At 61.4% G+C, this 25,234-nt stretch carries 18 protein-coding genes and 1 pseudogene; 8 read left to right on the plus strand and 11 right to left on the minus strand.

Going from position 1 to position 25,234, the window contains the following annotated elements; genetic code table 11:
* From MRY17_RS02110 to MRY17_RS02120, 3 genes are read right to left on the minus strand one after another with little or no spacing between them, the layout of a single operon-like run.
* Nucleotides 1-270 carry a phosphopantetheine-binding protein gene (locus MRY17_RS02110; RefSeq protein ID WP_124422092.1) on the minus strand — a complete coding sequence of 90 codons (270 nt, stop codon included), beginning with the start codon at nucleotides 268-270 and terminating at the stop codon, nucleotides 1-3.
* Nucleotides 248-1,060: a lysophospholipid acyltransferase family protein gene (locus MRY17_RS02115; RefSeq protein WP_191952725.1), complete on the minus strand. Its 813-nt coding sequence runs from the start codon at nucleotides 1,058-1,060 to the stop codon at nucleotides 248-250. Before MRY17_RS02115 ends, MRY17_RS02110 begins: the two co-directional genes overlap by 23 nt.
* Nucleotides 1,036-1,755 (minus strand): beta-ketoacyl synthase chain length factor, encoded by a 720-nt coding sequence (locus tag MRY17_RS02120; RefSeq protein ID WP_243353218.1) that lies wholly within the window; start codon nucleotides 1,753-1,755, stop codon nucleotides 1,036-1,038. Before MRY17_RS02120 ends, MRY17_RS02115 begins: the two co-directional genes overlap by 25 nt.
* 316 nt (nucleotides 1,756-2,071) lie before the next feature.
* Here MRY17_RS02120 and MRY17_RS02125 point away from each other — a divergent pair, with 316 nt between their 5' ends.
* The 3 genes from MRY17_RS02125 (at nucleotide 2,072) to MRY17_RS02135 (ending at nucleotide 4,216) form a co-directional block, all read left to right on the plus strand.
* Nucleotides 2,072-2,842, plus strand: a complete 771-nt coding sequence (locus MRY17_RS02125; RefSeq protein ID WP_243353219.1) for a ParA family protein — start codon at nucleotides 2,072-2,074, stop codon at nucleotides 2,840-2,842.
* Between the two features lie 484 nt (nucleotides 2,843-3,326).
* Nucleotides 3,327-3,545, plus strand: a complete 219-nt coding sequence (locus MRY17_RS02130) for a DUF6124 family protein (protein WP_057724392.1) — start codon at nucleotides 3,327-3,329, stop codon at nucleotides 3,543-3,545.
* A 449-nt stretch (nucleotides 3,546-3,994) separates the two neighbouring features.
* Nucleotides 3,995-4,216 (plus strand): DUF6124 family protein, encoded by a 222-nt coding sequence (locus tag MRY17_RS02135; protein ID WP_191952727.1) that lies wholly within the window; start codon nucleotides 3,995-3,997, stop codon nucleotides 4,214-4,216.
* 129 nt (nucleotides 4,217-4,345) lie between these two features.
* Here the strand turns inward: MRY17_RS02135 and trxC are convergent, their stop codons facing one another.
* The 6 genes and pseudogenes from trxC to MRY17_RS26535 all read right to left on the minus strand — a co-directional run.
* Nucleotides 4,346-4,780, minus strand: a complete 435-nt coding sequence (gene trxC, locus MRY17_RS02140; protein ID WP_181282826.1) for a thioredoxin TrxC — start codon at nucleotides 4,778-4,780, stop codon at nucleotides 4,346-4,348.
* Nucleotides 4,781-4,873: 93 nt separating this feature from the next.
* Nucleotides 4,874-6,337: a protein adenylyltransferase SelO gene (gene selO / locus MRY17_RS02145; RefSeq protein WP_243353220.1), complete on the minus strand. Its 1,464-nt coding sequence runs from the start codon at nucleotides 6,335-6,337 to the stop codon at nucleotides 4,874-4,876.
* Nucleotides 6,338-6,385: 48 nt separating this feature from the next.
* Nucleotides 6,386-9,763 (minus strand): mechanosensitive channel MscK, encoded by a 3,378-nt coding sequence (gene mscK, locus MRY17_RS02150; protein WP_181282824.1) that lies wholly within the window; start codon nucleotides 9,761-9,763, stop codon nucleotides 6,386-6,388.
* Nucleotides 9,764-9,812: 49 nt separating this feature from the next.
* Entirely contained in the window at nucleotides 9,813-11,555 is a 1,743-nt protein-coding gene (locus tag MRY17_RS02155) for a potassium/proton antiporter (RefSeq protein WP_181282823.1), read from the minus strand.
* Nucleotides 11,556-11,881: 326 nt separating this feature from the next.
* Nucleotides 11,882-12,754: a methyl-accepting chemotaxis protein gene (locus MRY17_RS26530; protein ID WP_375154691.1), complete on the minus strand. Its 873-nt coding sequence runs from the start codon at nucleotides 12,752-12,754 to the stop codon at nucleotides 11,882-11,884.
* Nucleotides 12,737-13,507 (minus strand): annotated as a pseudogene (locus MRY17_RS26535) (MCP four helix bundle domain-containing protein); the annotation flags it as partial. The gene MRY17_RS26530 and the pseudogene MRY17_RS26535, both read right to left, overlap by 18 nt.
* Nucleotides 13,508-13,782: 275 nt before the next feature.
* Between MRY17_RS26535 and MRY17_RS02165 the strand changes: the two are divergent.
* Together MRY17_RS02165 and MRY17_RS02170 are read left to right on the plus strand one after the other, a co-directional pair.
* Nucleotides 13,783-14,013 (plus strand): hypothetical protein, encoded by a 231-nt coding sequence (locus MRY17_RS02165; RefSeq protein WP_057724384.1) that lies wholly within the window; start codon nucleotides 13,783-13,785, stop codon nucleotides 14,011-14,013.
* Nucleotides 14,010-14,300, plus strand: a complete 291-nt coding sequence (locus MRY17_RS02170; protein ID WP_057724383.1) for a cell division protein ZapA — start codon at nucleotides 14,010-14,012, stop codon at nucleotides 14,298-14,300. Before MRY17_RS02165 ends, MRY17_RS02170 begins: the two co-directional genes overlap by 4 nt.
* Here the strand turns inward: MRY17_RS02170 and MRY17_RS02175 are convergent.
* Nucleotides 14,297-16,099: an acyl-CoA dehydrogenase gene (locus MRY17_RS02175; RefSeq protein ID WP_181285852.1), complete on the minus strand. Its 1,803-nt coding sequence runs from the start codon at nucleotides 16,097-16,099 to the stop codon at nucleotides 14,297-14,299. The two genes, MRY17_RS02170 and MRY17_RS02175, sit on opposite strands and share 4 nt — an antisense overlap.
* 219 nt (nucleotides 16,100-16,318) lie before the next feature.
* Nucleotides 16,319-20,272 carry a trifunctional transcriptional regulator/proline dehydrogenase/L-glutamate gamma-semialdehyde dehydrogenase gene (putA, locus tag MRY17_RS02180; protein WP_181285853.1) on the minus strand — a complete coding sequence of 1,318 codons (3,954 nt, stop codon included), beginning with the start codon at nucleotides 20,270-20,272 and terminating at the stop codon, nucleotides 16,319-16,321.
* A 460-nt stretch (nucleotides 20,273-20,732) separates the two neighbouring features.
* Here putA and putP point away from each other — a divergent pair, with 460 nt between their 5' ends.
* The 3 genes from putP (at nucleotide 20,733) to MRY17_RS02195 (ending at nucleotide 25,161) form a co-directional block, all read left to right on the plus strand.
* Nucleotides 20,733-22,217 (plus strand): sodium/proline symporter PutP, encoded by a 1,485-nt coding sequence (putP, locus tag MRY17_RS02185; RefSeq protein ID WP_043050728.1) that lies wholly within the window; start codon nucleotides 20,733-20,735, stop codon nucleotides 22,215-22,217.
* A gap of 200 nt (nucleotides 22,218-22,417) precedes the next feature.
* The gene (locus MRY17_RS02190; RefSeq protein ID WP_243353221.1) at nucleotides 22,418-24,436 is read left to right on the plus strand and encodes a type VI secretion system tip protein VgrG; all 2,019 of its coding nucleotides are present in this window, start codon (nucleotides 22,418-22,420) and stop codon (nucleotides 24,434-24,436) included.
* Nucleotides 24,436-25,161, plus strand: a complete 726-nt coding sequence (locus MRY17_RS02195; protein WP_243353222.1) for a DUF4123 domain-containing protein — start codon at nucleotides 24,436-24,438, stop codon at nucleotides 25,159-25,161. The genes MRY17_RS02190 and MRY17_RS02195 overlap by 1 nt, the downstream gene beginning before the upstream one ends.
* Nucleotides 25,162-25,234: the final 73 nt, after the last annotated feature.

Genomic DNA, 25,234 nt, shown 5'->3' on the forward strand with positions numbered 1-25,234 from the left:
TCAAGCTGCCTGTCTGGCTGTGACGAATGCCGCAAGGCTGGCCACGTTGGTGAAGTGATTGCGCGTGTCCTTGGCGTCGGCATCGATCTTGATGCCGTACGTTTTCTGGATGGCCAGACCCAGTTCCAGGGCGTCGACCGAGTCCAGGCCCAGGCCTTCGCCGAACAGGGTCAGGTCGCTGCCGATGTCATCGGCGCTGATGTCTTCAAGGCCCAGGGCCTCGATGATCAGCAGCTTTATGTCGTGCTCAAGGCGGTGTTGGTCGCTCATCTTCGGCGAGCTCCTTAATGAAATAGTGATGCAGGTAATCGTTGAGCTTGCGTGACGCCTGGGGCGCGGGGCCCAATGCGGCAAACGCGTGTGGTTCTATATCGGCCCCCACGCGCAAACTGAAGTGGAATCGGCATTTGGGAATGCGATACCAGGGCTCGGCCTTGGTCAAAGTGGTGGGGCTGACCTTGATCACCACCGGGGTAATGAGGGTCGCACCGCGCAGCGCAATGGCTGCGCCGCCGCGATGAAAGGCCGGTGCCGCGCCGGGTGTGGTGCGGGTGCCTTCGGGAAAGATGATCAGGGTCTGCCCCGCGCGCAGGGCATCGGCGGCGGCATCGAGCATGTCGGCGCTGCCATCGTTGCTGATGTAGCCGGCGTCGCGCACCGGGCCGCGGGTGAACGGGTTCTGGAACAGGCTCTGCTTGACCACGCAGTTGGTCTGGCGCATCAGACCGATCAGGAACACCACGTCGATCAGTGACGGATGGTTGGCGACGATCATCTGGCCAGGGCGACCGAGTTTTTCCGCGCCCTCGACGCTGTACGTGAGGATGCCCAGGCCTTTCATCAGGCGAATGAAGAACCAGAACAGACAACTGATGGTGTGGCGCGCACGTCGTTGATGCTGCCCGGCGTCGCCCGGCAGGCAACTGAGCAGCGGGAACACCAGCAGGCGCAGGCACAGCCCGCCGACGCCGAACACAAAGAAGCTGGCGGCCGTGGCGAACAGGCGCCAGTAATAGGCCTGCCGTGGTTTGTCGTTCAGGACTTGCGTCGCCAGTTCCATACTCGGTTCTTCCAGGCATGTTGGCAGGCGCCCTGTTCGGTCAGCAGGGTGCGCAGCAGGTTCAGGGCGTGGGGCCACTGGGTGTGAGTGAGTTGGACAGCGCTGCTGTTTAGTTCCAGTTGCCACTCGTCGCCCGGCGTCAGCAACAGGCCCAGGGCATAGGGGAAGGGCACGTCGGTGATCCAACTGGCATACGCATCGGGCGGTTGTTCTTCGGTAATCACCAGCAATACGGTCGGGGCGCCTTCGTTGAGCAATGCGGCGGCTTCGAGCAGGCCGTGTTCGAGGCCATCACCGGCGGCGGCGAGGGCGGTCATTTCGCTGGTTTCATTGCGCAGGATCGACCACAGGCCAATCACTGCGTTATGCACCGACAGGCTGAACTGGGTCGGCGACAGTGGCTGCTCGTTGGCCAGGTCACTGAGGATGTCGAGGGTGCGCGGGGTTTCGCCGTGGCGGGAAATGAACACCAGCGGCAACTCTTCAAGGTCTTCGGCCAGCGGCCAGCCGACGCTGAACGCCATACGCGCCAGACGGCTCAGGCGCCGGCGCTGCATAGCTGGCAAAAATGACACATCGGGAGACGCGTCGCTGACAGGCAGCAACACCGGGTCCCGGCACCAGGCGTGCCAGTCGTGCGCACTCTCAAGGCCAGGAGCCCAGGCGCGCCATTGGGCGATGTTGAAGTTGATCACTGAGAAGTTATCCCGCCCCTGCGGGCTTCCATGTGCGGCCAATGGCCCCGGATTCCGGGACAGAGGACAAAGGCCGAATGGCGCGCATTATCCCGGTGCCGTGGGGTTCTAGCAAATATTGGTTAAAATTTGTTCGCTATTGATTACAAATAAGTCGTTGAAATTTACGCGCTGTGTGCGACTGAGGGTCGAACCGGATTGTGGGAGCGTTCCCATTCATTTGTGAGCCAGACACAGGGGATGGATGAACGAGGTAGCTAACCGGCGCTTTTGCGCTCTACACTCGGGTTATTCATTGAGACACGGAGGCTTTTCCATGCGGCGCGTGGTGTTCAATCAGAAAGGCGGCGTGGGCAAGTCCAGCATCGCCTGCAACCTGGCGGCGGTCAGCGCCAGCGAAGGTTATCGAACCCTGTTGGTGGACCTCGATGCACAGGGCAACTCCACCCAGTACCTCACCGGGCTTACCGGTGACGACATTCCCATGGGGATCGCCGACTTTTTCAAGCAGACCCTGTCTTCCGGGCCGTTTTCCAAGAAGAACAAGGTGGATATCTACGAGACGCCCTTCGACAACCTGCACGTCATCACCGCCACCCCGGAACTGGCGGATCTGCAGCCCAAGCTCGAGGCCAAGCACAAGATCAACAAGCTGCGAAAGCTGCTGGATGAGTTGAGCGAGGATTACGACCGTATCTACCTGGACACACCGCCGGCTCTGAATTTTTATGCGGTTTCGGCGCTGATAGCCGCTGATCGCGTGCTGATTCCGTTCGATTGCGACAGCTTCTCGCGCCAGGCCCTGTATGTGCTGTTGGCTGAAATCGAAGAATTGAAGGATGACCATAACGAAGGCCTGGAAGTCGAAGGCATCGTGGTCAACCAGTTCCAGGCCCGGGCGAGCCTGCCGCAGCAGATACTCGATGAAATGATTGCCGAAGGGCTGCCGGTGCTGCCGGTGTACCTGGCCAGCTCCGTGCGCATGCGCGAGTCGCATCAGGAGAGCAAGCCGCTGATTCATCTGGACCCACGGCACAAGCTGACCCAGCAGTTTGTGGAACTGCATAACCTGCTGGAAAATGCCTGACCTCAAGCGGTACACAGTTTCAATGTGGGAGGGGGCTTGCCCCCGATGGCGGTATGTCAGCCAGCTTATTTGTAGCTGACCCACCGCTATCGGGGGCAAGCCCTCTCCCACATTTGGCTAGCGTTCCGGCAGAGGGATTTGGATTTTTCCCACAGGGTCTGTAGGAAGTGTCTGGCAGCAGGGGATTGGCCTTGTAACCTTGCCTACAGCTACGCCAGAATCCGCCGGCTTGTGCGTCTGGATGGGCGTCTCTAAGGTTTGCCGGTCGCTGAATGTTCAGTGATCGGGTTTAGTAGCCCGCTCAGACGAAAGCATGTGCACCGTTCCAAAAGCATGGCGTTTTTGCCTGTCGATGGTAGCTGTGCGCAGGGCACCTTCGGGTGCGCCGGGTTTTGCTTTCGTTCTACCGGTCTACTAACCTGCGTACAGCTGCCGCCCCTTGTTTAGTAGCAAGCAGGCGATGGCCCTGGCAGAGAACGAAAATATGAATTTATTCACCGTTACACCCAACCTCCCCACCGAAGCGCTGGTCATCAACAGCTACGAAACCTTCTCCTCGGTCCGCACCTTATTGCTCAATCTATCCAACGACCTCACCGGTGAACACCGCGATGTGGCTCTGGCTATCCATCAACTGAGCGAGCTTGGCGTCATGCTGGTCAGCCAGATGATGGACCGCCAAGCCCCGCTGCCCCAAGGCTGAAACGCGGACAAAATGTGGGAGGGGGCTTGCCCCCGATGGCGGTATGTCAGCCAGCTTATTTGTAGCTGACCCACCGCTATCGGGGGCAAGCCCCCTCCCACATTTGGATAGCGTTCCGGCAGAGGGATTTGGATTTTTCCCACAGGGTCTGTAGGAAGCGTCTGGCAGCAGGGGATTGGCCTTGTAACCTTGCCTACAGCTACGCCAGAATCCGCCGGCTTGTGCGTCTGGATGGGCGTCTCTAAGGTTTGCCGGTCGCTGAATGTTCAGTGATCGGGTTTAGTAGCCCGTGGTGAGACGTACGGCAAATTATCAGTAATTGATGGTGGCTGTACGGAGGGCGCTTTCGAGCGCGCCGGTTGCGTCTCCCCGGTCTACTAACCTGCGTACAGCTGCCACCCTCCGTTTAGTAGCGCGTTGGTTGCGGCTCATCTACCCGGAGACGATCCATGGTTAACCTCTATACCGTCACACCCAACCTCCCCACCGAAGCGCTGGTCATCAACAGCTACGAAACCTTCTCTTCGGTCCGCACCTTATTGCTCAATCTATCCAACGACCTCACCGGTGAACACCGCGATGTGGCTCTGGCTATCCATCAACTGAGCGAGCTTGGCGTCATGCTGGTCAGCCAGATGATGGACCGCCAAGCCCCGCTGGCCCAAGGCTGAAACACGGTCAAAATGTGGGAGGGGGCTTGCCCCCGATGGCGGTGTGTCAGTCATGCACTTGGCAACTGACCCACTGCTATCGGGGGCAAGCCCCCTCCCACACTGTCCTGTGGTGCTTTCCTGATCGGGTTACACCCCCTGACTACGCAACCAACTCATCAACTGCGGCAACGGAAAGGCCCCACTCTGGCGCGCCACTTCCCGGCCGTTCTTGAACAGAATCAAACTCGGAATCGAGCGAATCCCCAACTGCGCCGACAACTGCTGGTTAGCCTCACTGTCCAGCTTGGCCAACCGGCATTTGCCTTCAAGCTGCCCGGCGGCCTGCTCGAATACCGGCGCAAACGACTTGCACGGCCCGCACCAGTCGGCCCACACATCCACCAGCAACGGCAGGTCGCCCTTGATCTGGCTGGCGTAGTCGCCCTGTTTCAATTCAAAGGGCTTGTTCAACAGCACCGGCTGCTTGCAGCGCCCGCATTTGGGTGCATCACCCAGGCGTGCGCCGGGGATGCGGTTGAGACCGTTGCAATGAGGGCAGGGGATTACAAGAGATTCGGACATCAGGGGCTCCTCGGGGCGGCTATTGGCTTCATGCAAAACTTGCTTTTGTGGTGACCCTGCTCATCACAGAACAATTTAATTGTCATAAAAGACTTACGACGAACAACTGATCTCCAGATGCTTGCCCCAATCCGGCGGCCGCTGTGCGTACTGCTCCATCCCCGCTTGTTCCTCGAACGGCCTGGTCAGCACTTCATGCAGCCGCCGCACTTCGCTGTAGTCCCCGGACTCGGCGGCGGCGATTGCGTTTTGGGCGAGGTAATTGCGCAGGATATACAGCGGATTCACGGCATGCATCCGCTCACGGCGCTGCGCTTCGCTGCAGTCCCCGTCCCTTGCGACACGGGCCTTGTACAGCTCGGCCCAGGCATCGAAACCGGCGAGATCGACAAAGTCGTCGCGCAAACGCGCCACGGCCAGCGCCGCCGATTCATCGCCCAGGCGCCGGAAGAACAGCGTGTAATCCACGCCGCTGTTCTGCATCAGTTTGAGCAGGCGCTCCACCAGCTTCTGATCATCCTCTTCGGCGGTGGTCAGGCCCAACCGGCGACGCATCAGGTCCAGGTAATGCGCCTGGTACAGGGGCAGGTACAGGCCGAGGGCTTCCTTGAGTGCGTCAACGCTGATAAACGGCGTCAGCGCCTGGGCCAGCGCGCTGAGGTTCCACTGCCCGATCGGTACCTGATTGCTGAAGGAGTAACGCCCTTCGTGATCGGAATGGTTGCAGATGAAGTGCGCGTCGAAATCGTCCAGAAACGCAAACGGCCCGAAGTCGAAGGTGATGCCCAGGATCGACATGTTGTCGGTGTTCATCACGCCGTGGCAGAAACCATACGCCTGCCATTTGGCGATCATCTCGGCATTGCGCTCGACGATTTCCCGGAACATCGCCAGATACGGCTCAGGCTGTTCGCGGCACTCGGGGTAATGCAGGTTCAATACGTGTTCGGCCAGCTCGGCCAGTTGATCGAGCTTCTGGGTGTAATAGAAGTACTCGAAATGCCCGAAGCGGATATGGCTGGGCGCCAGGCGCAACACCATGGCCCCGCGCTCCTGCTTCTCACGCCACACCGGCGTGCTGGAGCCGATCACGCACAAGGCGCGGCTGGTGGGAATGCCCAGTGCATGGAGCGTTTCGGAGGCGAGGAATTCACGGATCGAGGAGCGCAATACTGCGCGCCCGTCGCCCATGCGTGAGTAGGGCGTCATGCCAGCGCCCTTGAGGTGCAGGTCCCAATGCTCGCCGGCCTGGTTATACACCTCGCCCAGCAATAACCCACGGCCATCGCCCAGTTGCGGGGTGTAGCCGCCGAACTGGTGCCCGGAATAGACCATCGCCCGCGGCTGCGCTTCGGCCCACAGCTTATGGCCGCCGAACAGTTCTGCAAACACGGGTGTTTCTGCCACGGCCGGGTCGAGGTCGAGCAGGGCCATGGCGGCGGCGCTCGCCACCACCAGGCGCGGCTCGTCGAGGGGCTCGGGCAACACGTGGGTTGAGAACGCATCGCCCAGATGTGCGAAGCGGTTGTCGAAGGTCAGTTCGTCGAGAGCTTTCACCGGGCATCTCCAGCAGGATGCCCCAGCATTTGGCTGGGGCTCAGTTCGTTAGTCGAGTTTGCTCGGCGGTGGTTCAGGCGCATCCTCGACCTTTCCGGCGGGCGGCTCAGGGGCATCCTGCTCGGGCGCGACGATGGTTTTGCGCTCGTCTTCGGCCGGCACCAATTTGTATTCCTGGCCGTGGAGGTTTTTCAGGTAGATCTCCATCTGCCTGAACGAGATGTTGATGTGCTGCTTCTTGAACTCACGGTTGATAAAACGGTTGACCTCGTCCAGCACCGGGTTGCGGTCGCCCAGGTCGCGCACATGCATGCGCAGTTCGTGGTCCAGGGTGCTTTCACCGAAGTTGAGGAAGTACACATGAGGTTCCGGTTCTTTCAGTACCCGTGGGTTTTCCCGCGCAGCCTTCAGTAACAATTCCTTCACCAGGTCCAGGTCGGAGCCGTAGTCCACGCCCAGCTTCAGAGTGACGCGAGTGATGGTGTCGGTCAGCGACCAGTTGATCAGCTGTCCGGTGATGAAGGTCTTGTTCGGGACGATGATGTCTTTGTTGTCAAAGTCGGTGATGGTGGTGGCGCGAATGCGGATCTTGCTCACCGTGCCGGACAGGTTGCCGATCGTGATGGTGTCGCCGATGCGCACCGGGCGCTCGAACAGGATCATGATGCCGGAGATGAAGTTGGCAAAGATCTCCTGCATGCCGAAGCCCAGGCCTACCGACAGCGCCGCGACCAGCCATTGCAGCTTGTCCCAGCTCACACCCAGGGTGGACAACGTGGTAACAAACCCGACGCCGGCAATGATGTAGGACAGCAAGGTGGTGGTGGCGTAGGCACTGCCTTGGGCCAGGTCCAGCTTGGACAGCACCAGGACTTCCAGCAGGCCGGGCAGGTTGCGCGCCAGGGCGAAGGTGATGCCAATGATGATCGATGCACCGAGCAGGTCGCCGATGCTGATAGGCACCATGCTGATATTGGCACCCGTGCCGCTGGTGTATTCGTACAGCGTGACGTTATCCAGGTAGGAAAATACCGAGATCAGGTCCGACCATACCCAGTACAGGGCCGCAATAAACCCGCCGAGCAGGGCCAGGCGGATCAGGCGCAGGGATTGTTCATTGACCTTTTCGATGTCCAGCGTCGGCTCTTCCACCACGGCTTCGCCTTCACCGGCGTCCTTGGCCGCCTGGCGTTTGGCCAGGGCGCGAGCATAGGCCAGGCGCCGGGCGGCCACGCTCAGCCAGCGCACGAAGGTGGCCTCGATGACCAGCCAGAACATCAGCAGGTACAGGGTGTTGATCAAGCGGTCACTGAGTTTCAGGGCGGTGTAGTAGTAGCCGAAGCACACGGCAATAAACAATGCGACGGGCAGGGCGGTGAAGACCAGCCCGATCGTCTTGCGAAACAGCGAGGCTTTTTCATGGGTGGGACTGTTCAGCAGCAGGCGACTGAGCAACCACGCCATCAAGGCGTAGCAGGTGAGCACCACGGCGATGCCCAGCACGTCTTCGGCCAGTGCCGCCGGTTGGTGTTCGGCGATGGCAACCACGGCCACCAGGGCCAGTACCACCAGCCCGAGCTTGCGCACCCAGCCCTGCAGGAATTCCACCTGGGGTTTTTCCCAGCGAAAGTGCAACTCGGCCACGCCGCCGGGCGCCAGGATGCGGTAGGCGGTGTAGAACACCAGCCAGGCCTGGGCGATCTGCAGCAGGGCCGAACCCAGGTTGGCGTTTTGCCCACGGGCGTCGATCTGCAGTGCATAGCCGCACAGCGCCAGGCCCAGGGACACCGGCATCGCCAGCAGGATATTGATCAGGATCGCCTGCGGCGTGTGCCACTGGCTGTCGCGCTTGAAGTGACCGATGTCCAGATGGACTTTATTGAGGCGCTGATACAGCGCCTTGCGCCGCCACAGCAGCGCGCCAATCAACAGCAGCAGCGGCAGGAACAGCAGCGGGCGCTGGGTCAGGCCGTCATACAGCTCGCTGACGCTGGAGGCCCAGGGCAGGGTGGTGATTTGCTTGCTCAGGTGCGCCGGTACGGTTTCCAGCCACTCGGTGTCCAGCGGTTTGTTGCTCGGAATCCAGAACATCTGCTCATCGAGCGTGGCGCGCAGCGTGGTGGCGGTGCTGAGCAGTTGTTTCTGGTTCAGTTGCAGGGTAATGGATTCGTTGAGCAGCGCGCTCAATTCACGGCTCAGGCGCTCCAGCAGGTCGCTGCGGGTGATCGCCAGTTCCAGCAGGGTGCGGCGCAATTGCGGGGTGACGTCGTCCGGCGGCTGGTTGGCCAGCAGGTTATCCACATAGGCGCTGGGAGAGCTGATCAGCTCGCGCTGCTGGTTGACCTCGAACTGGTACAGGCGAATGTTGGCGATGTCGTCGGCGAGATCTCGGTCGACGGTCAAACGCGGCAGCGCCTGTTTCTGTTTGTAGAGGATCTTGGACAGCAGCAGGCTGCCCTTGAGCACGTTGATCTGCTCGTCCAGCGCCGAATCACTTTGGGTGACGGTGTCCAGTTGCTGCTTGGTCTGCAGGTTTTTCTGGGTCAGGTCGTTGAGGCGGTCGGTGCTTTTGAGCAGGTAGTCGGAGAGCTTCAGGTTGGCCGCGCTTTCCGTGGCCAGCAGGCTGCTGCCGCCGGCTTTCTGCGCTTCGATGGACTGTTGGGTCACCGTCTGCTGGGACTGGGCCAGGCGTTTCTGGTTGATCAGGGTTTGCAGGTCCTGGATTTCCTGTTCCAGGCGCGCGGTTTTTTCCTGGATCAGGTCGTGCTGGCTGTTGCCCAGATCTTGCAGCTGGCTGTTGCCGGCCAGTTCCTGGCGGCGCAGGGGGATCAGCGCATTCAGGGCGGCGAGTTCGGCGTTGAGCTGGTTACGCTGGTCGCCGCTGATGGCTTTGCCGTTGTCTTTGCCAGTCTTGAGGGTCGCATTGATCTGCTGGATGCGCGTCTGGCTGCTGCTGATTTCGGTCTGGGCGCGCTCGGGCCGGGTCTGGGCGGCGATGGTCAGGCTGTTGGCATCGGCCAGCTCTTTTTGCAGGTCGCCTTGCTGGGTGCTGCGCTGCACCAGCAATTGCTCAAGCTGCGGCACGGGCAGGCTGGCGTAGCGTTGGGCCACCGGGACGATTTTGGTGGCCTTGAGCCGGGTCAACTCGCGCTGGTTTTCGACGGTCTGGCGCGGCGCGTCCTCAAGCTGGCGTTTGAGGTCGGCCAGGCGCTGCTCGTAATCCTGCTTGCTGGCCAGGAACGTCAGGGTCTGTTGCAGGACGCCCTGCAACGCTTTCATGTCGGCGTCGGGCAGCTTGCGGTCGGGCAGTTTGTCCAGGGATTGCTGGACAGCGTCGGCGCTGGGCGGGTCGGCGGCGTGGACGGTGCCGACACAAAGGGTCAGGCCCAGCAGGGCAGTAGCGAGAAAAGTGCGCAGGATTGGCATAGAGACCGGTCGAGCAAGGTGAAGAATCGGGGCGTTGTCGCCCCGCAGTTTAGAGGAAGAGCCCGGGGCCCGGGCGACTTCCTTCGGGGAATCTGACGCCGACTTTGCCGATCTTGTTCCCGTCCATGACTGCGACGGTCCAGATGGTGTTGTTCCATTCCACCTGGTCGCCCACCACTGGCGCGCCGCCAACTTTCTGGGTGATGAAGCGGCTCAATGGCATGTCCGGGTCGATACCCTCCAGCTTGAGCCCGTACAGCGCCGACACCGCGCCCAGCTGGGCGTCGCCTTCCAGTACGAAGTCGCCGAAGAAGCGCAGGTCGAGGCCGCGTTGCGGGGCCTGGCTGAACAGTTTGCCGAGGGCCGGCAGGTTGTGTTCATGGCCGATGACGCAGAGCAGATCATCGACTTCCAGCACCGTACTACCCGACGGATGGAGCAGTTGCTGGCCTCGGAACAGTGCGGCGATCCGCGTGCCCTCGGGCATTTTCAGCTCGCGCAGGGCGGCGCCGATGCACCATTTTTCCGCGCCCAGGCGGTAGACGAACAGCTCCCACTCACTGGTGACGTGCACTTCCAGGGCGGCGCGGGAAATCGGCGCCGGGTCCGGCGGTACGGTGACTTTGAGCAACTTGGCCACCCACGGCAGGCTGGTGCCCTGCACCAGCAGCGAGACCAGCACGATAAAGAACGCCAGGTTGAAGTACAGCTGCGCATGGGGCAGGCCGGCCATCAGCGGGAACACCGCGAGGATGATCGGCACCGCACCGCGCAGGCCGACCCAGGCAATAAAGGCTTTTTCGCGACCGTGGAAGGCCTTGAACGGCAGCAGGCCGACCATCACCGACAGCGGCCGTGCGAACAGGATCATCCACAGCGCCAGGCCCAGGGCGGGCAGGGCGATGGGCAGCAAGTCATGGGGCGTGACCAGCAGGCCCAGCACCAGGAACATGCCGATCTGTGCCAGCCAGGCCATGCCGTCGAGCATATGCAGGATGCCGTGGCGGCTGCGCACCGGGCGGTTGCCGATTACCAGGCCGCACAGGTACACGGCGAGAAAGCCGCTGCCGTGCAAGGCGTTGGTCAGGGCAAACACAAACAGGCCGCCGGCGATCACCAGGATCGGGTAAAGCCCGTTGGCCAGGTTGATGCGGTTGACCATCTGCAGCATCAGCCAACCGCCGCCGAGGCCAACCAGGCCGCCGATGCCGAATTCGCGGATCAGGTGGGTCAGCAGGCTCCAGTGCAGGCCGGTCTGGCCGCTGGCGAGCATGTCGATCAGGGTGACTGTGAGGAACACCGCCATCGGGTCGTTGCTGCCCGATTCGATTTCCAGGCTGGCGCTGACCCGCTCGTTCAGGCCCTTGCCGCCCAGCAGCGAGAACACCGCTGCCGCGTCCGTGGAGCCGACGATGGCGCCGATCAGCAAGCCCTGGATGATATTGAGGTTGAACAGCCAGGCCGCCGCCATGCCCGTGAAGCCGGTGGTGATCAACACGCCCACCGTGGCCAGGGACAAGGCCGGCCACAGTGCCACACGGAAACTCGCCACCCGCGTGCGCAAACCGCCATCAAGCAGGATCACGGCCAGCGCCAGATTGCCCACCAGGTAGGCGGTCGGGTAGTTATCGAAGATGATGCCGCCGCCATCGACGCCAGCGAGCATGCCCACGGCCAGGATGATCACCAGGATCGGAATCCCCAGGCGCGACGAAAGAGAACTCACCAGAATGCTCGCACTCACCAGCAACGCGCCGATCAAGAACAGGCTGTTGATGGTCGTCGCATTCAAAGGCAGTACTCCAGAGCATGAAAGACAGGACGCAAACTGACCATGCAGTCTGCGTGCCAGGGATTCTAACCTGTTGAATTGCTGTGCTGTCAAAAAGCTTTTGTGGGGGGAATCCCATAATAAAGATTTCCACCCCATTCCAAATGTGGGAGGGGGGCAGGCCCTGATGCCAGTGTAGGAGCGAGCTTGCTCGCGAAAAACTCACAGGCGCCGCGGTCAGTCAGGAAGCACGCGTTATCGTTGACGTTTTTCGCGAGCAAGCTCGCTCCTACAGACTGGCATCAGGGCAAGCTCCCTCCCACATTTTCAAGCCAGTGTGTGGTCAGTCAGAGGCGGAAGCGGCCTACCATCCCGTTCAAGTCCACCGCCAGGCGCGACAGCTCGCTGCTCGCCGCGCTGGTCTGGCTGGCGCCGGTCGCCGATTGCACCGACAGGTCACGGATATTCACCAGGTTGCGGTCGACTTCCCGTGCGACCTGGGCCTGTTCTTCCGCTGCGCTGGCGATCACCAGGTTGCGCTCGTTGATCTCGACAATCGCGGTATTGATGGTGTCCAGCGACAGCCCCGCGCCCTTGGCGATGTTCAGCGTCGATTCGGCGCGCTCGGTGCTGTTGCGCATCGAATCCACCGCATGCTCGGTGCCGGTCTGGATGCTGCCGATCATGCGTTCAATTTCGCTGGTGGACTGCTGGGTGCGATGGGCCAACGCACGAACTTCATCCGCCACCACGGCAAAACCACGCCCGGCCTCACCGGCCCGCGCCGCTTCGATCGCCGCGTTGAGGGCCAGCAGGTTGGTCTGGTCGGCCAGGCCACGGATCACGTCCAGCACCTTGCCGATATCGCGCGATTCATTGGCCAGCTCACCGATCAAGGTCGCGGTGGCTTGCACATCGCCGCTCATGCGTTCGATGGCGCTGACGGTTTCCTGCACCAGGTCACGCCCGTCACCTGCAGAGGTGGTGGCGTTGCGCGAGGCTTCGGAGGTGCTCACGGCATTGCGTGCGACTTCCTCGACCGCGCTGGTCATCTCGTTGACGGCGGTGGCGGCTTGTTCGATTTCGTTGTTCTGCTGGGTCAGGCCGCGCGCGCTTTCGTCGGTGACGGCGTTGAGCTCTTCGGCGGCGGACGCCAGTTGCGTGGCCGAGCCGGCGATGCGTTGCAGGGTGTCGCGCAGCTTGTCCTGCATCTTGGCCATGGCGGCCAGCAGGCGCCCGGCTTCATCGTTGCCGTCGACCTTGATCGGACGCGTGAGGTTGCCTTCGGCCACTTCTTCCGCCGCTTCCAGGGCCTGGGAGATCGGCACGGTGATGCTGCGGGTCAGCAGCCAGGCGAACAACAGGGTCAGCGCGGTGGCGATCACCAGCAGGCCTATCACCATGTTGAAGGCCAGGTGGTACTGGTCTTCGGCCTGCTGATTGGTGTCCAGGGCCATGGCGTTATTGATTTCCAGCAGGCGGTTGAGTACCGCGTTGACCTGCTCGGAGTTGGTCAGCAGTTCGGTGTTGAGCAGGGCACGCAGCTCTTCGACCTGATTGGCCCGGGACAGGCTCTTCATGCGCTCTTCGATCTGATGATACTGAGCCAGCAAGCGCACGTATTCATTGTAGGTCGAGCGCTCTTCGCTGCTCTCGATCAGCTTTTCATACACGCCCTGGGCGGTGCGGATCTGCTGGTTGCGCACATCGAACGCTTCCAGGGTCTTTTGCTGCACGTCCGGCTCGCGGTTGGTGAGCAAGCGGTACGACAACACACGCAGGCGCAATGTGAGCTGGGTGAACTCGTCGAGGGCGCGGATGCTGGGTACGCTGGCCAGGGTGATGTCTTCGGTGGCCGCTCGGATCTTGCTCATCTGGTTCAGCGCGAACACGCCGAGCAACAACATCAAGGCGCCGATAAACGCGAAGCCGAGGAAGGCCCTCGGTGCGATATTCATATTACGAAGAGACATGCTGGAATCCTGGGGGGAGCGCGATCCGTGCGGCCATGAGACGGGGTGTGCATCGCGTATCGGCCATTCGACTAAAGTCTTAAGGGGCTGCGCGTTTTTGTCGCATCTGACCAGGGGTTGCAGCGATTCAGGAACCAGATCGGGTAATTGCAGTCACTAAGGCTCGAAAGTGCGGCCCGACCCTTAGGAATCGGGCTGCGCGCCGGGGATAACCCTGGCATCCGAGGTGAATTTTCTTTATCGTCACCGCCCTTTTAAAAGCTCGAGAAATCAAAATGTTAGAAGCATCCCTCAGCCAACTGGAACAACTGGTCAGCGATCTGGTACAGCAGAATCAGGACCTGCTGGGCAGCAACGAATCCCTCAAGGCGGAGCTTGCCCGTGCCAGGGACGAAAACGACAGCCTGCAACTGAACCTGATGGAGCAGGAAGAAAAACACGGCGCCACCGCCGCGCGCATCCAGGCACTGGTTGAGCGTGTGAGCGCAGGGCCTGTCAGCGCATGAACGAAGGGATAAAGGTCGTTTCGATTCTCGGAGAGGATTACTCGATCAAGGCGCCGGCCGGGGAAGACCAGACCCTGATGCACGCCGTGACCATGCTCAAGGCCTCCCTGGCCACCACCAAGAAAAAGTACCCGACCCTGATCGGCGACAAATTATTGGTACTGGCCGCGCTGAACCTGTGCGCCGAGCAGATCGAAATGCAGCAGGCTCACCAACAGGAACTCGACCGTTACCAAGAGCAAGTCAGCGCCACGGTCGAAGTGATTTCCAAGGCGATCCAGCCTTAAAACCACGCATCCTGCATCCCCAGGCACGTATCGTCACGTGCCTCCAGAATCGCCAGTTCATGATGGCAGCCTGGTACTTCCCAGGTCAGGAAGTACCGGGCGGCCTGGAGCTTGCCTTTATAGAAGGCCACATCGGCGGCATTGCCCCCGGCCAGCCCTTCTTCGGCGCGAATCGCCTGTTCCAGCCAGCGCCAGCCAATCACCGTATGCCCGAACACCTTCAGGTACAGCGCCGAGTTCGCCAGGCTGCTGTTGACCTTGCCTTGGGCAAGATCGGTCAGCAGGCCGAGGGTGACGCTTTGCAGGCGATTGACCAGTTGCTCCAAGGGTTCTCGCAGCGCTGTGAGTGAGGGGTACTTTTGCGCACGGCCCCCGGTCTCGGCGATCAAGCGAATCAACTGCTTCAAACCGGCACCACCGTTCTGCGCCAGTTTGCGCCCGAGCAGGTCCAGGGACTGGATGCCATGGGTGCCTTCGTGGATCGGGTTCAAACGGTTATCGCGGTAGTACTGTTCCACCGGGTATTCACGGGTATAGCCATGGCCACCCAGGATCTGGATCGCCAGTTCGTTGGCCTTGAGGCAGAACTCCGACGGCCAGGATTTGACGATGGGGGTCAGCAGGTCCAGCAGCTCGTGGGCCTGTTTGCGTTCGTCCTCGGTTGCCAGGGTGGTGGTGTCGTCGAACAGGTGGGCGGCGTACAGGCCCAGGTCGAAGGCACCTTCCACGTAGGCTTTTTGCGTCAGCAGCATGCGCTTGATGTCGGCGTGCTGGATGATCGACACCGGCGCGGTGCTAGGGTCTTTACTGTCCGGCAGGCGGCCTTGCGGACGTTCGCGGGCGTACTCCAGCGAATAGAGGTAGCCCGCGTAACCGAGCATCACCGCGCCCATGCCCACACCGATGCGGGCTTCGTTCATCATCTGGAACATGCAGCTCAGCCCCTGGTGCGGTTTGCCCACCAGGTAGCCGACACAGTTACCGTTGTCGCCGAAGTTAAGTGCGGTGGACGTGGTGCCGCGCCAGCCCATCTTGTGAAACAGCCCGGCCAGCAATACATCGTTGCGCTCACCCAGGCTGCCGTCATCGTTGACCAGGAACTTGGGTACGATAAACAGCGAAATACCCTTCACCCCGGCCGGTGCGTCGGGCAGCTTGGCCAGCACCATGTGCACGATGTTTTCCGACAGCGGGTGGTCGCCGCCGGAGATAAAGATCTTGTTGCCCTTCAGGCGATAGGTGCCGTCAGCCGCAGGCTCTGCACGGGTACGAATATCCGACAGGGATGAGCCGGCGTGTGGCTCGGTCAAGGCCATGGTGCCGAAGAAACGTCCGTCGATCATCGGTTGCAGGAAACGCTGTTTTTGCTCTTCGGTGCCGAAGCTTTCAATCAGGTTGGCGGCGCCCATGGTCAGGAACGGATAGGACGTGGATGCGGCGTTGGCGGACTGGAAGTGCGCGAAGCAGGCTTGGGACAGCAAGGTCGGCAACTGCATGCCGCCAGCTTCGAAACTGCGCGCGGCATTGAGGAAACCCGCTTCGAGAAACGCGTCCACAGCCGGCTTTACTTCCGGAATCAGGATCGCCTTGCCGTCTTCGTAGCGCGGTTCGTTTTCGTCGTTCTTGCGGTTGTGGGGCGCGAAGTACTTTTCGGCGATGGTGCGCGCCGTGCCGATGGCGGCGTCGAAGGTTTCGCGAGTGTGCTCGGCAAACCGCTCGCGCTGGGTCAGGCCCTCGGCATCGAGGACTTCGTACAGCTCGAAAGCCAGATTGCGGGAACTGAGCAGCGTCTCGGACATGGCGGCATACCTTTAAGGAATTGCCCTGAGTCTAAGTGCGCGAATAGAGGCTGGATAGCAAGATTGATCTGGGTGATGGAGGGGCAAAACGCAGGCTGCGATTTGCAATGAGGCCAAATGTGGGAGGGGGCCTGCCCCCGATAGCAGTGTGTCAGCCAAACATAAGCTGACTGATCCACTGCAATCGGGGTCAAGCTCCCTCCCACATTTTTACCGCGTTTAACCGATGGTCATCAGGCTCGCGTTGCCGCCCGCCGCAGCGGTGTTAACGCTCAATGCGCGCTCGATGACCAGGCGCTCCAGGGCAATGGCAGTTTCGCCCTGGGACAGACCATGCACGCCAACAATCGCCCCGCCACGCTGCGCCACTTGCTGGCACACCGCGCGCAGTTGGTCGGAATCACCGTGATGCAGGACCGCGTCGAACACCACGTCGTCCTTGGTCCAGTCGGCCACGCGCTTGATCTTCGCCTGGATATCTTTGGGCAGGCGTGGGAACAAGGCCTTGGTCAGCTCGGTTTCCGGCCATACCGCCGAACCGCCTACCGCCAACACTGCGGCCAGTTGGGTCAGCAGGTCACCTTCCACCTCCGCCAGGCACAGCACGTGTTCGCGCGGCAGGATCGCATAGCTGTTGCGCTCGCCGGTCGGCCCGGCGAGTTGGCGGGTGATGCCGCTTTGCGACTGTGCGGCGAACTGTGTGCACAGTGCGCTCAGCTCGCTGAACTTATTGCTGTCGGCCCAGGTTTTCAGGGCGGTCAGCGATTGGCTCATGGCGTCGCGCAGACGCACATCCGGCGCCGCCAACTTGTCGCCCCGTACGAACGATTGCTCGATCGCATCGGTAGGACGGGTCGACAGCAGGCGGTACAGGTACAGCGGGCCACCGGCTTTCGGGCCGGTACCCGACAGGCCTTCACCGCCGAACGGTTGCACGCCGACCACGGCGCCGACGATGTTGCGGTTGACGTAGACGTTACCGGCGTTGACGTTGTCGATCACCTTGGCGATGGTCTCGTCGATGCGAGTGTGCACGCCCAGGGTCAGGCCGTAGCCGGATGCGTTGATCTGGCCGATGAGTTGGTCGATCTCTTTGCGCTTGTAGCGCACCACGTGCAGCACCGGACCGAAAATTTCCCGTTGCAGCTCGTCGAAGCTTTCCAGCTCGATCAGGGTGGGCATCACGAAGGTGCCGCGCTTGATCTCGTCGCCATCGGCAATCGCCACCTGATACACATTGCGGCCTTTGTCGCGCATGGCCTGGATGTGTTTCTCGATGCCGGCCTTGGCTTCGGCGTCGATCACCGGGCCGATATCCACCGACAGGCGCTCCGGGTTGCCCAGGCGGCATTCGGCCATGGCGCCCTTGAGCATTTCGATGACGCGGTCTGCCGAATCTTCCTGCAGGCACAGGACGCGCAGGGCCGAGCAGCGTTGGCCGGCGCTGTCGAAGGCCGACGACACCACGTCGATGACCACTTGTTCGGTGAGCGCCGACGAATCGACGATCATCGCGTTCTGACCACCGGTTTCGGCGATCAGCGGAATCGGACGCCCCTGGGCGTCCAGGCGACCGGCGACATTGCGCTGCAGCAAGCGTGCAACCTCGGTGGAACCGGTGAACATTACGCCTTTGACGCGCTCGTCACCGACCAGACGCGCACCGACGCTTTCGCCCTGGCCCGGCAGCAATTGCAGCACGCCTTGCGGAATACCGGCTTCGAGCAGGATGCGCACGGCTTGGGCGGCGACCAGCGGCGTTTGTTCGGCAGGCTTGGCCAGTACCGGGTTACCGGCGGCCAATGCAGCAGCGACCTGGCCGCTGAAGATCGCCAGCGGGAAGTTCCATGGACTGATGCATACCACCGGGCCCAACGGGCGGTGGGCGTCGTTGGTGAAATCGTTGCGTGCCTGCACTGCGTAGTAGCGCAGGAAGTCCACGGCTTCGCGCACTTCGGCGATGGCATTGGCGAAGGTCTTGCCGGCCTCGCGGGCCAGCAGGCCCATCAGCGGCTGGATTTCGCCTTCCATCAGGTCGGCGGCGCGTTCCAGGATCGCGGCGCGTTCGGCAGGCGGGGTGGCCTGCCAGATCGGCGCGGCACTGATGGCGCACTGGATCGCATTGTCGACGTCTTCGACCGTGGCTTCCTGAACATGACCGACCACATCGCGCAGGTCCGACGGGTTCAGCACCGGCGCGGCCGGTTGTTCGCTGGAGGCGCAACCCAGCATCGGCGCGGCTTTCCAGTTGTTGTGGGCGGTGGCCAGCAGGGCGCAGGACAGCGATGCCAGGCGATGCTCGTTGGCCAGGTCGATACCGGCCGAGTTGGCGCGGTCGCGGCCATACAGGTCTCGCGGCAGCGGGATGCGTGGGTGCGGCAGGCCGAAGCCGCCTTCCACGGTCGCCATCTGCTCGATGCTCGCCACTGGATCGGCCACCAGCTCCTGGATCGAGATGGATTGGTCGGCGATGCGGTTGACGAACGAGGTGTTCGCGCCGTTTTCCAGCAGGCGGCGCACCAGGTACGCCAGCAGTGTTTCGTGAGTGCCGACCGGCGCGTACACGCGGCACGGACGGTTCAGCTTGCCTTCGGAAACCTTGCCTACAACCTGTTCATACAGCGGTTCACCCATGCCGTGCAGGCACTGGAATTCGTACTGGCCGGGGTAATAGTTCTGACCGGCAATATGATAGATGGCTGCCAACGTGTGGGCGTTGTGCGTGGCGAACTGCGGGTAGATGACTTCCGGCACCGACAGCAGTTTGCGTGCGCAGGCAATGTAGGAAACATCGGTGTACACCTTGCGGGTGTACACCGGATAGCCTTCCAGGCCTTCGACCTGGGCGCGCTTGATTTCGCTGTCCCAGTACGCGCCTTTTACCAGGCGGATCATCAGGCGGTGGCGGCTGCGGCGGGCCAGGTCGATGACGTAGTCGATCACATACGGGCAACGCTTCTGATAGGCCTGGATCACGAAACCGATACCGTTCCAGCCGGTCAGTTGCGGTTCGAAACACAGACGTTCCAGCAGGTCCAGCGACAATTCCAGGCGGTCGGCTTCTTCGGCGTCGATGTTCAGGCCGATGTCGTATTGCTTGGCCAGCAAGGTCAGTGACAGCAGGCGCGGGTACAACTCGTCCATTACCCGCTCGTACTGCGCACGGCTGTAGCGCGGGTGCAGGGCGGAGAGCTTGATGGAGATGCCCGGGCCTTCATAGATCCCACGGCCGTGGGACGCCTTGCCGATGGAATGAATGGCTTGTTCGTACGAGGCCAGGTACTTCTGCGCATCGTGTTCGGTAAGCGCGGCTTCCCCGAGCATGTCGTAGGAATAGCGGAAACCCTTGGCTTCGAACTTGCTCGCGTTGGCCAGGGCTTCGGCGATGGTTTCGCCGGTGACGAACTGTTCGCCCATCAGGCGCATGGCCATGTCGACGCCCTTGCGGATCATCGGCTCGCCGCTTTTGCCGATGATGCGGCTCAGGGACGAGGTCAAACCGGCTTCGTTATGGGTGGCGACCAGTTTGCCGGTCAACAGCAGACCCCAAGTGGCGGCGTTGACGAACAGCGACGGGCTGTTACCCAGGTGCGGGTGCCAGTTGCCGGTGCTGATCTTGTCGCGGATCAGCGCATCGCGAGTGCCTTTGTCCGGGATGCGCAGCAGCGCTTCGGCCAGGCACATCAGCGCCACGCCTTCCTGGGACGACAGGGAAAATTCCTGCAGCAGGCCCTGAACAATACCGGCACGCCCGCCGGCGCTCTTCTGGTTGCGCAGTTTTTCGGCAATCGTGGCGGCCAGCTTGTTGGTGGCTTCGGCCATGTCTGCCGGCAGACGAGCCTGCTCGATCAGCATCGGCACCACTTCCGGCTCGGGGCGACGGTAAGCGGCGGTGATCGAGGCGCGCAATACGGACTGCGGCAGGATGCTCTCGGCGAACTCAAGGAAGCACTGGTGCGCGTGGTCGGCCTGGACCTCGCCCGCGTCGTCGGCTTCCTTGCTGCTCAAGCCATTGAGCTCGGACAGGGTTGCACCACCCTCGAGTTTCTCCAGGTAATTGAAAATCGCCTGCTTGATCAGCCAGTGCGGCGTGCGATCAATGGAGGACGCGGCGGCCTTGAGGCGTTCGCGGGTCGGGTCGTCGAGTTTGACCCCAAGGGTGGTCGTAGCCATATTCTTATCCTCATGGGTGCCACTACCGAGTGGCATCTGCTGGCGGCAAGATTAACTTTGCCCATGGAGAGGTGCAACCGGGTGCAACCCTTTTTGTTCATGAAATTTTTGACGCTTGATCGGAAAAAATTCGGCCTTCTACCGAATCGGCCCCTTGTCGGTGCATTTGCTTCTGAGATTGAGTGTGCTTGCTCCGAAAAGGAGCAAAAACACGGTGTTTGTCCTGAAATGCGCACGGGTGCAACTTATTCGCAAGAAACTGGTTGCACCTTATTTACATTGTTGAATAGCATTCGCGCACCAAGGTGCAACCACTTCTACGGTTTGGTTCATCGGCTGGCGGCTTTCCTGGGGAAACGCCAGTCATAAATGCGCGGCATTCAGTCTCGTTTATCGGTTACTACCGGTAGCGGGCTGACAGACCGTCGCTACATAAAAACAAAGCCAGGGCGTCACTCATATGAGCGTTAGTAATCCAACCCTGATCACGTTCGTGATCTATATCGCAGCAATGGTGCTGATCGGTCTGATGGCCTATCGCTCCACCAACAACCTTTCCGATTACATCCTTGGCGGTCGCAGCCTCGGTAGCGTGGTGACAGCCTTGTCCGCCGGTGCTTCCGATATGAGCGGCTGGTTGTTGATGGGCCTGCCCGGCGCGATCTACATGTCTGGCTTGTCGGAAAGCTGGATCGCCATCGGCCTGATCGTCGGTGCCTACCTCAATTGGCTGTTCGTAGCCGGTCGCCTGCGGGTGCAGACCGAACACAACGGCGACGCCCTGACCCTGCCGGATTACTTCTCCAGCCGCTTCGAAGATAAAAGCGGCCTGCTGCGGATCATTTCCGCCGTGGTGATCCTGGTGTTCTTCACCATTTACTGCGCCTCCGGCATTGTGGCCGGTGCGCGCCTGTTCGAAAGCACCTTCGGCATGTCCTACGAGACGGCGCTGTGGGCCGGTGCTGCGGCGACCATCGCCTACACCTTTATCGGCGGTTTCCTGGCGGTCAGCTGGACTGACACCGTGCAAGCCACGCTGATGATCTTCGCGTTGATCCTGACCCCGATCATCGTGCTGCTGGCCACCGGCGGCGTGGATACCACCTTCCTGGCCATCGAAGCCAAGGACCCGACCAACTTCGACATGCTGAAAAACACCACCTTCATCGGCATCATCTCGCTGATGGGCTGGGGCCTGGGTTACTTCGGCCAGCCGCACATCCTCGCGCGCTTCATGGCGGCGGACTCGGTGAAGTCGATCGCCAAGGCGCGTCGCATCTCCATGACCTGGATGATCCTGTGCCTGGGTGGCACCGTGGCGGTCGGCTTCTTCGGCATCGCTTACTTCTCGGCGCATCCTGAGGTGGCCGGTCCCGTGACCGAAAACCCTGAGCGCGTGTTTATCGAGCTGGCCAAGATCCTGTTCAATCCATGGGTTGCCGGTGTGTTGCTGTCGGCGATCCTGGCGGCCGTGATGAGCACCCTGAGCTGCCAATTGCTGGTGTGTTCCAGTGCCCTGACCGAAGACTTCTACAAGGCATTCCTGCGCAAGGGCGCCTCCCAGCTTGAGCTGGTGTGGGTCGGTCGGATCATGGTGCTGGTGGTGGCCTTGATCGCCATCGCCATGGCCGCCAATCCGGAAAACCGCGTACTGGGCCTGGTCAGCTACGCCTGGGCCGGATTCGGTGCCGCCTTCGGCCCTGTGGTGCTGATCTCGGTGATCTGGAAACACATGACCCGCAACGGCGCACTGGCCGGCATCCTGGTGGGTGCGATCACCGTGATCGTGTGGAAACACTTCGAGTTGCTTGGCCTGTACGAAATCATCCCAGGCTTCATCTTCGCCAGCCTGGCGATCTACTTTGTCAGCAAGATGGGCGCACCGACTGCCGGTATGGTCGAGCGCTTTGATGCGGCGGAAAAAGACTACAACCTCAACAAGTAATAACGCTGGGCGTTGATCGCCCAGTCATCGAAAAGAAGGCCTGCGTCCGATGGATGCGGGCCTTTTTTTTGCCTGAGCGATCAGGCCTTGAGGATTCCGGCATCGCCGATGTAGGACCTTACTTATTTTCCGCAGCAGTGCCCGACTCGGCAAATGGCTGTTGCAGAATCGCTCGCTCACCCTTCGCAGAGAAACACCGGATGTTCGCTCCTGCCAATCAAAGTGCCTTTAACCTGACCCTGGATGGGGAGCCTTGTGATCTCAGGGTTCAAGGATTCATGGGCGATGAATTTATCAGCCTGCCCTTTCGCTTTGACCTTGAGTTGGTCAGCGAGCAACCCGACCTTGACCTCGACAGCCTTCTGCACCGTCAGGCATTCCTGGGGTTCGACGCCCAGGGTCACGGTATTCATGGCCAGGTTTACCGCGTCGCGCAAGGCGATTCGGGCAAGCGCCTGACCCGTTACCAGATCACCCTGGTGCCGCAGTTGGCGTATCTGGAACACAGCAGTCACCAGCGGATCTTTCAGCAAAAAACCGTGCCGCAGATCATCGCGCTGGTGCTGGAGGCCCAGGATATTCGGGGGGATACCTTCGAGTTTCGCCTGAGCGGTCAGTATCCCGAGCGTGAGTACTGTGTTCAGTTCGACGAAACCGATTTGCAGTTCATCCAGCGCCTGTGCGTAGAGTCAGGTATTCACTATCACTTTCAGCACAGTCCCGAGCGTCACCTGCTGGTGTTTGGCGATGACCAGAGTGTGTTCAGCCGACCGGACCAGGACACGCCCTACCTGGCCGGTTCCGGGATGGTGGCCGAGGCCCCTGCGATCAAGCGCTTTATCCTGCGGCTCGAAACCCGTACCGCCGGCGTGAACCTGCGGGCCTACGACTTCAAGAAGCCCAGCCTGGTATTGGAAAGCACGGCATCCAGCGGGCAGCTGCCGTCCCTCGACGAGCACCGCTACCCGGGTCACTTCACGGATCGAGCGCACGGCAAGTACCTGGCGCAACGTGTGTTGGAGCGTCACCGCAGCGACTTTCGCCAGGCCAGCGGTACCAGCGACCAGCCGGCCCTGGTCACCGGGCGGTTTCTGAAGATGGCCGGCCACCCGCGTCAGGAATGGAATGATCTGTGGCTGGTGACCCAGTTGCACCATACAGGGCAGCAGCCGCAAGTGCTGGAGGAGTCTGCGCCAGAGACCTGCGGGGAAGACGTGCCTGCAGGCTACAGCAACGAATTTGTCGTGACGCCTTGGGATGTGCCGTTTCGAACGCCTTTGATCATGTCTCGTCCGCAGCTGTCGGGCTATCAGAACGCGGTGGTTACCGGGCCTGCCGACAGTGAGATTCATTGCGACGAATACGGTCGGGTCAAAGTGCAGATGGCCTGGGATCGCGACGGGGAACGCAACGAGCATTCCAGTTGCTGGCTGCGCGTGGCGAGCGGCTGGGCCCATGACCGCTATGGGGCGGTGTTGATCCCACGGGTAGGTATGGAAGTACTGGTGGGCTTTGTCGATGGTGACGTGGATATGCCGCTGGTGATGGGTTGCCTGCCCAACGCGGCGAATCGTTTGCCCCTCGACCTGCCGGCGGACAAAACCCAGAGTCTCTTTCGCAGCCAGAGCAGCCCCGGTGGCGGTGGCTACAATGAGCTGCGCATCGAAGACCGCAAGGGCGCCGAGCAAATCTACCTGCGCGCTCAGCGCGACTGGACCCAGCACGTAGTGCATGACCAGCAGGTGCAGGTCGATAACCAGCGCCGGATCACGGTAGGCGGCGAGTCGCACCATGAATTGCAGGGCCAAGAGCAACGCATCACCCATGGCAATCGCCTGACTGAACTCAAGCAGGATGATCACCTGGTGGTGGGCGGTTCGCAGCACGTGCGTGCCGCTCGCACCCTTCAACTTGGGGCAGGGCAAAGCATCGTCATCGATGCCGGGGCCAGCGTTACGATTCAGGCGGGAGGGCAGTCGATCACGCTGTCGGCGGCCGGCATTTTCAGCAGTGTGCCGATCCAGCCTGGCGGGGCTCCGGCAGCTACGGCGGCGCCGTTGACGCCTGGTTTGAAGGAGACGGTGCAGGCGGTTACCCCGCTCCCCCTGAGCCCTGCGCAAGCGGCCAACCTGAAGCGCAGCGCGCCTTTTTGTGAAGAGTGCGAGCGTTGCCGCGCAGGGCAGTGCGATATCGCCGAGCACACACGGAGTATTCCCTGATGCACGCACCCTTGGACCCCCACACTTGGCTGGCACAGTTTCCCCTGCTGGCTGATGAACGGCTTTTTGTCGTACTGGGCAATGCCAGTGACGCCAAGCCGCTCGCCGCCTGGCAAGCCATGATGGCGGGGCCGCTGCCGCAAGCGATCTGGGCAGGCACCGCCTACGCCAATTGGCAGGCAGTGATGCCTTATGTGGGTATCGTCGAGCCGGGCAGTGCGTTTCTCGATTGGATAGCCGCCGCGCACGCCACGGACTGGGGGTGGTTGGCGGTATCTTCCGGCACGTTGGACAGTGTGGTGGCCCACCTGCAAAGCTTGACCAAGGTACTGATGCCCAATGATCAGGCGGTGTTTTTGCGCTTTTGGGATGGCGCTCAGTTTCAGCCGATGTGGCAGCAATTGGGTGACCAGGCAGGCGAGGTCTTGCCGGTGTTTGAGCGTTACCTGATCAATGGCCAGCCGCTGACCGTGACGACTGGCCCGGTCACGCCAGCTCAAGTATGCCCGTGGTGGCGAGTGCCTGCGCCGTTGCTCAGGCACCTGGAGGAACAGTCGCCGCGCGTGCTGATCGACAACCTGCTGCAATGGCTGCAAGAGCAGCGTCCTGATCTGTATGCGGCCTTCACGCCGGCCACCTTGCAGCACAAGCTCGGCTGGTTCGTGCGCAGGCCGGGGGCCAGCCCGGCAGCGCTGGCCGATTACCTCGCGTCGCAGTTGAGTTAGACAAAGACGCCAGCCGCCATGCGGCCCTGCACCTTTGCGCCGGTAGAAGGTAAACTTCGCCCCCTGCGCAGGA

Origin of the sequence: Pseudomonas orientalis (assembly GCF_022807995.1) — a bacterium.
GTDB classification, from domain to species: domain Bacteria; phylum Pseudomonadota; class Gammaproteobacteria; order Pseudomonadales; family Pseudomonadaceae; genus Aquipseudomonas; species Aquipseudomonas orientalis_B.